Origin of the sequence: Haliscomenobacter sp. (assembly GCF_033763495.1) — a bacterium.
In the GTDB taxonomy this organism is placed as follows: domain Bacteria; phylum Bacteroidota; class Bacteroidia; order Chitinophagales; family Saprospiraceae; genus Haliscomenobacter.
This window is the reverse complement of record NZ_JANRKL010000223.1, coordinates 1-13,403: the sequence shown is the minus strand read 5'-3', so window position 1 is coordinate 13,403 and position 13,403 is coordinate 1. Positions and strand designations below refer to the sequence as shown.

Genomic DNA, 13,403 nt, shown 5'->3' with positions numbered 1-13,403 from the left:
CCTATTCCTCTTCACTACTCAAATGGGGAATATTGCCTTCCGCAATTTCGGCGGCTACTTCCTTTACCTTTTCGAGGGTCACGCTCAACAATTCGGCTGTTTGCTCCTCGGAGAAACCCTTTAGGAGCAACTGTGCGATTGCAAATTTCAGTCCTTTTTCTTCGCCAAGTGCTTCGCCAATCTCAATGCCTTCGGCTTTGCCAACTTCAATGCCTTCGGCTTTGCCAATTTTCAATAACTCAGTTCTAATTGCTTCCTGGATGCCCATTGGTTCGTTTGCTTGAGTCAATGAATCAATTTCCTCTTCAAATTTACTGGAAAATTCTGAATTTGTAAAGTTCACATAGTACCGAATAAACATGAGTCATCCCGAATTTTTGAAAAGTCAAAATCGGGCATAAATCTAATCGCTCCGCGGTTTGTCATCCCAAAAATTCGGGATGACTCATGTTTTTTATTTAAAACTTCACAACTCTTTCCACTCGTTGCCTACCACCTGCCTCCAAACGTACAAAGTACATCCCGGCGGGCAATTGCGCCAGATTGATCGGCACATCGGCCTGCTGCACACTGCTCAATTGAACTTGCCGCAGCACTTGCCCAATCGGACTGATCAGCTGTATTTTCAAATCTGCTCTTTCCCGGAGTTGCACCCGCAGCAGCGTTTGATCGTAAGTTGGATTGGGGGCCAGGCTCAGTTTTTCTATGGGCAGTTCCTGATCACGAGCAGAAACCGTAAAGTTCACCGTTAGGTCCAGCGCAGAGCTACAACCAAAACGATCCGTCACAGTGACGCTGTAGAGCCCGGGTGGCACCTGGGTAATCTGGGAAGCCGTTGAACCAGTGGCCCATTTGTATTTGTAAGGTGCTCCATTGGCATCCCCGCGTACCACAATCGAGCCATTGCGCATGGTTGCCCCAGTGGCATTGCGGATGGTGGTGCTCAGATTCAGTTTGGCTGCACAACGCAGCATATTGATGTTGTCCAGGTCAATCCAGTAATTGCCCCCGCCCCAGGTTGCAGCAATGCGAATCTGGATGTACCGGTTGGCATATGCCCCCAGTTTCACCGTCACTCGCTTCAGTTGTGTTGAGGCCACATGGTTGGCAGCCGTGATGGACTGCAACAACACAAAGGTACGACCACAATCGGTGGATATGAACACGTCCAGGCGATCATTGCCCGTCAATGTGGTCGCAGTGATGTCATTTCCGGAAATGTTTACATAGCGGTAGTCAAAAGTAAGGCTGTCGTTGGCAGCGATCGGGCCAAAGGTGGGCGTAGTAGCCCGCAAGCTGGCATCGCCACTGAATAGGTTGTCCGACAAAGTAAAACTACTGTTGCCCCGATCCTGGACCACCACTGCATCCGCATCGATGCTCCAATCCTGCGGAATACCGCCCCTTTCAAAGTCTTCTCCAAAAGGTACCGGATAAGCCGAATTGAAGGTAAAATAAGCGGTATCATTGGCTGCTTGTACATCCCCCACAATCCAGGCCTTGATGTTGTATGTACCAGGAGTAGCCGAGTTGAACGTACCCCGGAAAGTATAAGCATTTTTGGCATTGGGCAGCAGGGTAAAGCCCCCTACGCTTTCAGTCACCACTGGGCCATTGTTGATGCGGTAGGCCACACTGAAGTTGGTTGCATTGTTGCGGCTCAGGTTGCCAATGGAAAAGGACAATTGATCGGCAGCATTGCCACAAGGATCCGCACTGGTATTGCGCACACTCAGGGCCAACAAATCCCGGGTAGGAACATGCACTTGAATGTTGTCAATCAGGGCACCTTCCAGGTTGTTGGCAAAATCAGACAAGAAAGCAAAACGGATACGTACATCGGGTGCCGTAGCCGTACCAGGTAGCGGATGTGAAGCCGTAAACCAACCCCGCGTACCACCATTGTTGCTCCAGATTTGACGGGTAACGTTGTTGTACCAATTGATGCCACTGGTATTGTCGCCCAGTTTGGCCCAGGATTGCCCACCATCGGTACTGAGTTCCACCCAGAGCCCGTCGCAACAACCCTCCATGTCCAGCTGAAGGGCAAAAGTCAGGACTGGATCAGCAGTCAGGCGGGAAAAATTGAAGCAGGGAGAAGACAAGTAAGACACTTCGCTGCTATTGTAACTGCCACTCAGTTTGGTGGCCCACACCTGCGAACCACTGAAAGCCTGATTGAGTTGGCGTTTGTTGGGGGTACCCAATTGCCAGCTGGCATTGACGCTGCTTTGATCCACGGTCCAGCCCGTGAAGCGGTCTTCCAACAAATTGGAATAAGGATAAGTGTTGATGGTAGGCAAACTTGTAAAAGTATACCGCAGGGTATCGTTGTCGATCACACTATCCCCTTTCATCTCGGTCCAGGCATCGATCACGTAGTCGCCCGGAGGAAAAGAGTAGGGATTGTCAAATTCGGCTACATCCGAACTGTCGCGGCCAACCACCCCGGTATATACCCCATCTTTGGGCATACTAATCGGTACAGGCATGCCATTTACCGCATATTTAAAGGGGACCAGAGACTGTGGCTCGCCACCATAATTGTGGATCAGGACCCTCACGGTATCTCCAGATTCCAGGCCACAATCGGTAATGGGATCTTCGATGCCAGAAATGCCCAAATCGACCGCCCAACGGGTTTTGAAGGCAAAAGGCCCAAGTACCAGACTGGTATCGGCAGGGTTGCTACAAATCCCACTCAGGTACAAATCGTAGCTGGTGTTTTCCTTGAGGTTGCGCAAAATGGTACGGGTTGCGGTCGTCCGTACCACGGTACCCAGCCCTTTATTTGGCGCAAATCCTTTCAGGCCGTACTCCAGCAAATAAGACCTTCCGGCCACGTTGCCCACCCAGCTCAACTGGCTGGTAAAAGCACGTACATCTTCAAAGGTGACACTGGGTCCTGGTGGAGGCGCACAAGTAGGACAAGCCACCGTATCGCGCAAAACCACACCCGCAAGCGGGTTGGCGGTGCCAGTGGTGTACACTACTTTTCCTTCCTGATTCAGCAGGGAGTACCCTACTTCCAGATCAAAAGGGCCAGGCTTGTAGGTAAGCCGCAAGCTGTCGCCATTGTTCAAGGTCAAAAAGTGGCGGGCAGCGCCCCCGTTGGTCAGGGTATATACTGTGGCCTTGGCGTTGATGCGTACCTCAAGTTGGGCACCGTTCCAGCCATCGCCAAGTTGATCTTTTAAGTCCAGCGTATAAATACAGGGATTAGCTTGAGCGTAAACCTGCTGGGCAAGGCAAGCCATGAACGAGAAAAAAAGTAGAGTCTTAATCCACTTCATAATGATTGTTTTGGATAATTTTTTAAACCTGCTAAAGTTAGTAATTTAATCCATATTGCACTCTCTTTAACGCAGGAGTGAAAACAGACGACAGTAATTTGTCAAAATCCTAAACATTTTAAGCGTTCTGATGTTAGCTAATTTGTAAAATAAAAAATGCATTCAAACGCTTTATCTATTTTGTAATTCACTGAAAAAAAACGCCTTAACAAGTGGCTGTATATTCGATTCGCGACTTGGAAAAACTCTCAGGGATCAAAGCGCACACGATCCGCATCTGGGAGCAACGTTATGGAGTCATAGCTCCTAAGCGCACCAAAACGAATATCCGCTACTATCAGGATGAAGACCTCAAGTTTTTGCTCAATGTTTCCCTGCTCAATAAAAACGGGATCAAAATTTCCAAGATTGCCAAAATGTCGCGGCAAGCGGTAGCGGAAAAGGTGGCAGCCATCGCCGAAATCAACTTTGAGTACAGCACCCAACTCGACGCCCTCACCCTTTCGATGATCGAAATGGATGAGCAAAAGTTCGACCGCATTGTCACGATGAACATCCAGCAACTGGGTTTCGAACGAACCATGCTGGAGGTGATATACCCTTTTTTGGATAAGTTGGGCGTACTTTGGCTAACTGGTTCCATCAACCCGGTACAGGAAAATTTCATCAGTTACCTCATCCGCCAAAAAATCATTGTCGCCATAGATCAGGAGCCGTTCCCACAGGGCAAACAAACCAAAAAATTCATCATCTATTTGCCTGAAGGGGAAAAGCAGGAATTGACTTTGCTTTTTATGCATTATATCCTCAAGTCGCGCCGGAATCAGGTACTCTACCTGGGGCAGGACATTTCCGTGACCGACCTGCGTGATGCCTGCAAGGTCCATAAGCCGGATTTTATTTTTACCATGATCAGCGAAACCTTCGCCAAAGAACCCGTGCAAAAATACGTAGACAAGCTGGCGGAAACCTTCCCCGATTGCCAGGTCTTGCTTTCAGGTTATCAAGTAGTAGCACAAAAAGTGACCGCACCACAAAATGTACGGGTACTGCGCAGCCTCGATCACACGCTGGAGTTTTTAGAGCTGCTAAAAGAGCCTTTGTTGAAAAAGGAAAATGGCCAATCGCTCAAGCAGTATTGATTGAGCGATAGCCGTGGCTCCCCTGAGGTGCCTCTTCGGTGCTTTCAGTTTTTTAGGTGCTGAAAAACTTGACAGAGATTCAAACCTGATAAAAATCATCCCCCCTTTTCGCAAACAGAAAGTAACCTCGGCAGGTTTATTAAGGGTTAACTCAGTCCTTTTAAATTTTTTTAGTCCTTTTTAACTCTGCCACGATGAAACCAACACACCTGGCAATGCTGCTGGCATTGTCCCTGAACTTCGTCTCTTGCGCTGAACAGTACGAGTCCATTTACCTCAATGCTCAACAAGGAGAATTGCGCGTACAGTTGCAAAATTTGCACCCTGCCGCCATCGATTCCGCCATTTTCCGGCTTACTGGCACGGGGCCGCTGGTCAAAAATGAGTTGCAGGACCAGGAACTTGTGCTCGATTTGGCCCAGGTACCCATGGGACAACACCTGACCGAGGTGGAAGTCCACAGCCACATGTTGGAGGCCACTCCCGACAAAAGCCTGGCCCTGAAGCGGCACGACATCCTGAATACCTACATCCTCCTGCATACCGCCGAGGTAGGGATTGCCATTCCTGGCCCGGGCGACAAAGACGAACTATGGACCACAACGGTAGAAGCCTATTACCAGCAGCACCCGGAAGGCCTGGAAGTACAAGCCTTGCCCCAGTCGGCTTTTGTAGGGGCCAGGGTGGATTCCAGTAAAACGGTACAGCAACTGACTTTGTCCAGAATCGCCACCTTGGCAGGGCGCAAAGCCGAGCCTGTTTATATGAAATTCGAAAAAACCTACACGGCAGCGGAATTTTACCAAATGTCCTCGGATGGCCGCAGAATGTACGATTACGAAGGATTTGAGGCATTTCAGAAAAAGCTGAAAGGCAAGGACCTACGGAAAATGGCCTATAAGTACAAGGTGCAGTATACGGATGGCACTACGCGGGAATTCGAGTTTTCCGTCCGCTTGTAATCTCCCTACTTAGGTTCCTTAGGTGGTGAAGATTTTTCTTTTTCACCACCTAAGAAACCTAAGGCACTAAAGATTCACCTCAGTATGCGATTCACTCCGAGCGCAAACTCTTCACCGGGTTCGCCAAGGCTGCTTTGAGGCTCCGAAAACCAATCGTCAAAAAAGCAATACCCACCGCCAACACTCCCGCCAGCAAGAACATCCACCAACGAATTTCGATCCGGTAGGCAAAATCCTCCAGCCATTGGCTCAAACCATACCAGGCCAGAGGAGTGGCCACAACAATGCTCAGCAAAATCAGCTTGAGGAAATCTCGCGAAATCAAAGCCACCACACTCGTCACACTCGCCCCGAGCACTTTGCGGATGCCAATTTCTTTGGTGCGGGTTTCGGCGGTAAAAGTGGCCAGACCAAAGAGTCCCAAACAAGCAATAAAAATGGCCAGCCCAGCAAAAATGCTGATCACCTTCAACAAACGGATGTCGGACACGTAATACTCCCGGAGTCGTTCGTCCAAAAAATAATACCCAAAGGGATGTTTGCTTTCAAAACGTTTCCAGGTGTTTTCTGCAAAAGCCAGGGTTTCTTTGATTTTTCCCGTTTTTATTTTGATGGTCAAATACAAGGGGTTGTCTTTCAAAATAAAAGCAGCAGGTTGAATACTTTCCCGCAGAGAAGCCACATTGTAATCTTTCATCACTCCGATCACAATCCCTTTGCGCTCACCCATGATTTCAAACTTTTTCCCCAGCGGCTGATCCCAGTTCAGGTAGCGCACCATGGCCTCGTTGATCACGATAGAGTTGAAGGTATCGGAGGGGAAATCTTTGGAAAAAAAGCGCCCCTGAACCATTGGGATGTTGTACGTGGAGGTGTAATTGGCGTCCGATTGCCCGATTCCGGCCATCAAATTGTCCTTTTCGCTGAAACCTTCCGGAATGATGCCAAAGCCCATGTAGCCTTGCCCGGGAACGCGGGCACTCAGGCTCAATTTTTCGATTCCTTCAAAGTTTTCCAGCTCCGACACAAAAGCTTTGGCCTTGGGCTCCATGCCAGTGTCGGTCAATTGAATGATGACCTGTTGCTCCTGGTCAAAACCCAGGTCTTTTTCCACCAAAAAATTGATCTGGCCATTGATGACAATCATCCCGATGATCAACATGGTAGACAAAGTAAATTGAGTCACAACGAGGGTTTGGCGCAGCCAGACACTTTTGCCCATTTTGCTGCCACTTTTAAATACCTCAAGGGCTTGAAAACGGGTCAGGAAAAAGGCCGGGTACAGGCCTGCCATCAGGCTGACCAGCGCAAAAAAAGCAAACAAGGCCCCCAAAATTTGGGGATCAAAAAGTTGGGACAAGGCCAGTTGCGCGTGCGCAAGCTGATTGAAAGCGGGCATCAACCAGGAAATCAGCAGCAGAGCCAGTACAAAAGCGGCTGCACAGACCAGAGAGGATTCCGTAAAATATTTGACAATCAATTGCTGCCGGGCTGCCCCCAGCACTTTTTGCATGCCAATTTCCTTGATTCTTTTTAATGCGGCTACAGTAGACAAATTGATAAAATTGAAACAGGCGATCAGCAAAATAAAAATGGAAATCCCGATCAGGACATACACGATTTTATCGCTGTTCGATTTAAAACTCTCCGTAAACTTCACATCCGCCGAGCCGAGATATGCCTGATCAATTGGCTGAAGGTAATGCTTGTATTGCTCTTTTCTTTCTGGCAAATTTTTATTAAAAACAGCGGCAATTTTGGACTCCAACAATGGCAGGTCAGCATCTTTACGTGCCATAACATAAGTGTGCACCACCTGGGTAATCCAGTTGTTCATCCAGCTGAAATAGTCCAGGTTTGTACCGGTGGTGGTGGTTCCCCAGGAGACCAGTAACTCATATTTGAGGTGAGAATTGTAAGGGGCATCTTCTACGACCCCCGTGATGGTGACCGGCGTTTCGTTGAGCACTACCAGGGTTTTGCCCAGGGGGTCGGCGTCACCAAAGAACAATTTGGCTTTTGCCTCGGTGATGACCGCCGTATTGGGTTCGGACAAAGCCCTTTTTCGATCTCCACGCAGGAGTTTAAACCCAAAGACCTGGAAAAAATCAGCATCCGCGTACACCACATCGTTGAATTTTTGCTGGGTGTTTTCGTGGCGCACCACCATCTCATTGAACCAGGGCCGCAAACGTACCGCGTACTCAATTTCCGGTACCTCTTTCAACAATTCGGGGGCAAGGCTCCCCGAGGTGATGCTGTGTTTTTCCGGCGTTTTATTGGTTTCGGTGACCATTTTGTTGATCCGAAAAATTTGATCGTGTTTCGGATGGAACTGATCATAGGTCATCTCTGCATAGGCGTACAAGCCCAATAAGATGCAACAAACCAAACTAAGCGCAAGCCCCGCCAGGTTGATCAACGTAAAAATTTTGTTCTTGGCCAGGTTGCGCAAGGCAAATTTGAAGTCGTTTTTCAACATCGTCTTAAGTTTATATTCAAAAGTAGAGGCCAATTTCCATGCCAATTGTATAATTGATTAATTATTAGCTATTTAAAAAACAAACGCAAGCGCAAAATCGTCCAGCATTGAACACTGTTGTCCGTTTTTAGCTAGTCACCACCTACCTAATCCTAGGTAAACGCTACCTAACATTTACAGCCCCAAACCGCAACTTCGGTATTGTACAGCTTGTCTCATGCTTTTACATTTGCGTCATTATTTATGATTGGTCTAAATAAATAAAAGACTCGACATGAGAACAGCATTTGTACTTGCCATATCCTTTTTGTTTTTGTCCACTTTCCTTGGTGCCCAAAGCGGGGAAATTCGTGGCACGGTTACCGACAGTGAAGGCAAAGCATCGGCCTTTGTCAACATTCAACTCCGCGAAATCCAGCAGGGGGTATCCTCGGATTTGAACGGCAGTTTTGTTTTTCCCGAAGTGAAAGCGGGTGCGTATACCTTGGTTGCTTCCTACATTGGGTACAAAACCCTGACCCAAAGCGTAGACGTGGAAGCCGGTAAAGTGCTCAACTTGTCGCTGGAGCTTTTTGAAAATGCCGAAACCCTCAAGGAAATTGTCATCAAGGGGTATGTGACGCAAAACGAAAGAATCACCTCGATTGGTAAAATGGCCGCCCGGCAAATGGACCTGCCCATGAGTTTTCAAACCCTGGATCGCCAAACCCTGGAAAGCCAGCAGGCCTTGACCATGCAGGATGTATTGATGAACACCAATGGGGTATACGTGATGGGCGCAACCGGAGGCTACCAGGAAGAAATCGCGGGCCGCGGCTTTGCCTATGGCAGCAACAATACCTTCAAAAATGGCACCCGCTTTGTCAATTCCATGTTGCCGGAATTGAGCAGCCTGGAACGGGTCGAAATATTAAAAGGCAGCGCGGCCTTGTTGTTTGGCAACGTAGCCCCCGGTGGGGTGTTGAACCTGGTGACCAAAAAGCCCAAATTTGGCTTTGGAGGTGAAGTGGGGCTGCGCTTAGGGAGTTTTGGACTGCTCAAGCCCAACTTCGACATCTACGGCGGCATTGGTAAAGGCGAAAAAGTAGCTTTCCGCCTGAATGGTACCTACCAAAGCGCCAACAGCTTCCGGCAATACGTCAGCTCCGAACGGGTGTACATCAACCCTTCTTTGCTGTTTAAATTGGGCAAAAAGACCGAATTATTGCTGGAAGGGGATTACCTGGATGATCGCCGCACCCCCGATTTTGGCGCGGGGATCGTCAACTACGAAGTGATTCCCGATTATCCCCGCGACCGCTTCCTGGGCGTAAAATGGGGCTATGTCGATAGCAAACAATGGTCCAGCACGGCTACACTGACTCATCGCTTCAACGACAAGTGGAAATTGAATTTGTCTTCGGCTTACCGCGATACCGAACAAGAAGTTTTTGGTACTACTCGCCCCAATCAGGGAACTCTAATCAAGGCGGACGGACTCTGGACCCGCAACATCCAGCGCAATGCCTCTACCGACAACTATTTCATTGTTCAAGGTGATGTCAATGGAACTTTCAACACTGGCCGGATCAGCCATCAACTTCTGTTGGGTTTTGATACGGATCACTTTGTACAACAAACCCAACAATACGCCCAACTGAATGGCTACGATGTAGTCAATATTTTTGAAGATTTGCCTTCCAACAGCCGCAATGATATCCCTACCTTGAAGAAAGGGAATTTCTCGGATAACCCGACCAGCCGTTATGGCGTTTTTATCCAGGATTTGATTGCCTTGAGTACAAAATTTAAAGCATTAGCGGGCATCCGGTATTCCAGCCAAAAACTGGAAAGCAACGTAACCACTGCCGAAGGGCAATTAACCACCACTCCTTCGCCCAGAGAAGGAGCCTTTTCACCACGATTGGGTATTGTTTTTCAACCCAATTCCAATCAATCCGCCTTTGTCAGTTATTCCAATTCTTTCAGCTTCAATACCGGGGTTGATATTGAAGGAAAAGTCCTACCGCCTTCCATCATTGATCAGTATGAAGTTGGGGTAAAAAATGAATTGTTCAAAGGAAGAGCTTCTGCCAACATTACCCTTTACCGGATTGACAATGATAAATTGGCTCAAAATTCACTGGTCAACGGCAATACCTATACCTACATCAAGGAATTGGCCGGAGCGGTACGCAGCCGTGGTGTTGAAGTAGACTTTTCAGCCCGCTTAACCTCAAACCTGATCATCATCGCTGGGTATAGTTTTAATGAAACCAAATACATAAAAAGCAATACCTATGTGGTTGGCAGCCTCTTGCGCTACAATCCCAACCACACAGCCAATGCAAGTGTGCAGTACGCCGTGGGGGAGGGCAAGCTAAAAGGATTGAACCTCGGTTTTGTTTCTGCGTACATCGGCACACGGTATGCGGGCAGATCTACCCGGGTGCAGGTAGCCAACGATGCCTACCGCATTACCGAGATAGCCGATTACTTCCAGTTTGACGCCACCGCCGGGTACAATTTTTCCACATTTGCGCTGCGCGCCAAATTGGCGAACATTTTCAACGTCTTGTCGTACAATGTTCACGACGACAACAGCGTCAACCCCATTGCTCCACGCAACTTTTCGGTGAGCTTGACCTGGAAGTTTTAAGACTAAGGTGCCTCTTTGGTGCCTGAGGTTTCTAGGGTGGTGAAATAATATTTTTCTTTTCACCACCTTAGAAACCTCAGGCACCAAAGAGGCACCTTATAGAAGCCTACTCGCTCCGCAGCGACTTCACCGGATTGATCGTAGCCGCCCTGATCGCCTGAAAACTCACCGTCAACAAAGTAATCAGCAAAGCCCCTATCACCGCAGCTACAAAAATCCACCAGGAAATGCTCGTGCGGTATTCAAACTGCTGCAGCCAGCCGTGCAGGTAATACCAGGAAAGTGGGATGGCCAACACGCAGGAAAGCAGCACCAGGGCCACAAATTCTTTTGACAAAAGACCCCACACGCTGAGGATGCTTGCACCGAGCACCTTGCGCACGCCAATTTCCTTGGTGCGTTGTTCGGCCACAAAAGAGGCCAGACCAAACAAACCCAGGCAAGAAATGAAGATGGCCAGAATGGCAAAAAAAGTAGCCAGCTTGCCAGTTCTCACCTCGTCGCCAAACTTTTGGGCGTATTCCGCATCGATGAACTGGAAATCGAACACGGAGGCAGGGTCATTTTTGGCAAAAATGGCCTGGATTTTGCCCAATGCCTCTTTGGGACTGAGCTCGGGGTTGATCTTCATTATGGCAACATTGGGGCCTCCAGTTTGGATGTGAAAAAGGGAAGGCCGCACGGGTTGATAGGGCGACTGCACCAGCAAATCTTCCACTACCCCGATGACCCGAAATGGCTGATTGTTCCATTCCAGGATGCTACCAATGGGTTCTTTAAATCCGATGAACTTTACCGCCGCTTCATTCAAGATAAACGCCAAAGTATCGGAAGCAAATTCTTTGGAAAAATCCCGGCCCTCCTTGATCTTCCAACCCACCGTTTTGCCGTAATCATGCGTAACGGCATTATTGGGAAAATCTACGGCCAGATTGGGGTCTTTGCCCTCCCAATTGAAGCCGCCATTGGTATTCCATACTTCGGTGGTTGGGCTATCCGCCCCGGCCATGGCCAGGATGGCACCACTGCTTTGTAATTCTTGGTTGATGGCCTCAAAATGGGCGTGGATGGGGTCGGTAATCCCCGAATAAACCAAACCATCGCGCTCATAACCAATGGGCCGATTTTTGGCATAGTCAATTTGGCGAAAAACAATGATCGTGCCGATGATCAAAGCAATCGATACCGTAAATTGCAGCACGACCAATACTTTGCGCGGCACCGCAGCCCAGCGCCCTACCCGGAAAGTGCCTTTTAACACCTTGAGCGGTTGGAAGGAAGAGAGGTAAAAAGCCGGGTAAGTACCCGCAATCAAACCAGTCAGCAAACTGAAGACCATGCCGATGCCCCAAAACAGGGGATCGCTCCACAAAATGGCCATTTTTTTATCGGCCACTTCATTAAAAAAGGGCAACATCAGCAAAACCAGCAGGATGGAAAAAACAAAGGCAAACAGGGCTACGAGTAGGGATTCGCTGAAAAATTGAGTGACCAACTGGACGCGCAGCGAGCCAATCGACTTGCGAATGCCTACCTCCTTGGCCCGCTTTTCGGAACGAGCCGTGCTCAAATTCATAAAATTGATGCAGGCCAACAGCAATACAAAAACACCAATGATGCCAAACAACCAAACGGTTTGAATGCGCCCGCCAATGTTTTTGCCTTCCTTGAATTCTTCGTACAAGTGCCATTTCGACATGGGATGCAGGAACACCACGGGTTTGTAGCGCGCCTCCTCTTTACTGACCCGATTCAATTTGACATTTTTGATTTTGGCCGATACGGTGGCCATATCCGTATTGTTGGCAATTTGGGCGAAAGTTTGGGAAAAATTGCTGCCCCAGGGGTCTTCCATTTCTTTCACCCAAGGATTGCTGATCAGGTACAATTGCCAGGGCAGGATAAAGCTCATGTCGCGGAAAGTAGAGTTTAAAGGCAGGTCTTCGTACACGCCGGTCACTTTTACCTCCACCTGATTGTCCACTTTGAGCATTTTGCCCATTGGATCAGCATCGCCAAAAAAAGCCTTGGCTACAGTTTCTGACAGCAAAATCGTGTAAGGCTCTTTCAAACCATCACGGGTGCCCCTGAGCATTTTTAGTGAAAGCATCTCGGTCACCGAGGGTTCGAAATAGCTTCCGGGTTTGAGGAGTTTTTTGTCCTGGTGGGCCAGGGTATGGTCGAAATTCCAGGAGGATTGCAGGACGTATTTAAAATCACTCCCGTATTTGTCGCGAATTTCTTCCGCCATGACCGCCGGGTTTGAAACCTGCGTTTCTACTACGCCATTGTACACATTGTGCTGCATCACCTGGGCGATCTGCTCGTAGTTGGCGTGATAACGATCATAAGACAATTCGTCCCAGATCCATAATCCGATCAGCATGGCTACGGCCATACCCACGGCCAGCCCACCGATATTGATTAAAGTTGAAGCCTTGTTTTTGAGGAGATTGCGAAACGCAATTTTGAGATAGCTGCGGTACATGGTCGGATGTGTTTTTGATAATCCCACTCCAAATTTTGTACCAATAAAACAAGTGTTTTGTTGTCAGTTTTTTATGAATAATTTTTAAATAATCTTTGTTCAATTTTGAACAGCAGTGTACGGTGTTCAGGTAACGTAGGCTCTGGTATCTGCGATCCAAGCATTAAAAGATCGACGAGCGCCCACGAAGTGGTTGGTAAAATCTTAGACCGGATAGCAATTCTCCGCTAGGTTGAACACCCTACCAGCCACTGCGTGGCGCGCTCGTCGATCCCAAAATGCTCACTGCGTGAGCGGGCTCGACGATCGCAGGTTCCAGATCCTACCTCTGGTCGAGCAGGAGTAGGAAGTTCAAAGTGCGGCTTTATACCAAAGGTTCAATATCTGAGTCCTGATCC

7 protein-coding genes are annotated in these 13,403 nt (G+C 48.5%); 3 read left to right on the top strand and 4 right to left on the bottom strand.

The window, feature by feature from the left end; genetic code table 11:
• Position 1: 1 nt before the first annotated feature.
• Together SFV55_RS26245 and SFV55_RS26240 are read right to left on the bottom strand one after the other, a co-directional pair.
• Positions 2-361: a hypothetical protein gene (locus SFV55_RS26245; RefSeq protein WP_320032554.1), complete on the bottom strand. Its 360-nt coding sequence runs from the start codon at positions 359-361 to the stop codon at positions 2-4.
• A 97-nt stretch (positions 362-458) separates the two neighbouring features.
• Complete coding sequence (locus tag SFV55_RS26240; protein WP_320032553.1) at positions 459-3,293, bottom strand: T9SS type A sorting domain-containing protein; 2,835 nt, start codon at positions 3,291-3,293, stop codon at positions 459-461.
• A gap of 212 nt (positions 3,294-3,505) precedes the next feature.
• On the opposite strand from SFV55_RS26240, the gene SFV55_RS26235 reads away from it, so the two are divergent.
• Positions 3,506-4,435 (top strand): MerR family transcriptional regulator, encoded by a 930-nt coding sequence (locus tag SFV55_RS26235; protein ID WP_320032552.1) that lies wholly within the window; start codon positions 3,506-3,508, stop codon positions 4,433-4,435.
• 194 nt (positions 4,436-4,629) lie between these two features.
• On the top strand, positions 4,630-5,397 hold the full coding sequence (locus tag SFV55_RS26230; RefSeq protein WP_320032551.1) for a hypothetical protein: 768 nt from the start codon (positions 4,630-4,632) through the stop codon (positions 5,395-5,397).
• A 91-nt stretch (positions 5,398-5,488) separates the two neighbouring features.
• On the opposite strand, the gene SFV55_RS26225 is transcribed toward SFV55_RS26230, so the two are convergent.
• A complete protein-coding gene (locus tag SFV55_RS26225) occupies positions 5,489-7,879 on the bottom strand; it encodes an ABC transporter permease (protein WP_320032550.1) in 2,391 nt (796 codons plus the stop codon).
• 274 nt (positions 7,880-8,153) lie between these two features.
• Here SFV55_RS26225 and SFV55_RS26220 point away from each other — a divergent pair, with 274 nt between their 5' ends.
• Complete coding sequence (locus tag SFV55_RS26220; RefSeq protein WP_320032549.1) at positions 8,154-10,517, top strand: TonB-dependent receptor; 2,364 nt, start codon at positions 8,154-8,156, stop codon at positions 10,515-10,517.
• A gap of 106 nt (positions 10,518-10,623) precedes the next feature.
• Here the strand turns inward: SFV55_RS26220 and SFV55_RS26215 are convergent, their stop codons facing one another.
• On the bottom strand, positions 10,624-13,005 hold the full coding sequence (locus SFV55_RS26215; RefSeq protein WP_320032548.1) for an ABC transporter permease: 2,382 nt from the start codon (positions 13,003-13,005) through the stop codon (positions 10,624-10,626).
• Positions 13,006-13,403: the final 398 nt, after the last annotated feature.

Excerpts from the sequence above, each read along its gene's own strand:
- SFV55_RS26245 (WP_320032554.1), bottom strand. The coding sequence starts at position 361 with ATGTTTATTCGGTACTATGTGAACTTTACAAATTCAGAATTTTCCAGT.
- SFV55_RS26240 (WP_320032553.1), bottom strand. The coding sequence starts at position 3,293 with ATGAAGTGGATTAAGACTCTACTTTTTTTCTCGTTCATGGCTTGCCTT.
- SFV55_RS26230 (WP_320032551.1), top strand. The coding sequence starts at position 4,630 with ATGAAACCAACACACCTGGCAATGCTGCTGGCATTGTCCCTGAACTTC.
- SFV55_RS26225 (WP_320032550.1), bottom strand. The coding sequence starts at position 7,879 with ATGTTGAAAAACGACTTCAAATTTGCCTTGCGCAACCTGGCCAAGAAC.
- SFV55_RS26220 (WP_320032549.1), top strand. The coding sequence starts at position 8,154 with ATGAGAACAGCATTTGTACTTGCCATATCCTTTTTGTTTTTGTCCACT.
- SFV55_RS26215 (WP_320032548.1), bottom strand. The coding sequence starts at position 13,005 with ATGTACCGCAGCTATCTCAAAATTGCGTTTCGCAATCTCCTCAAAAAC.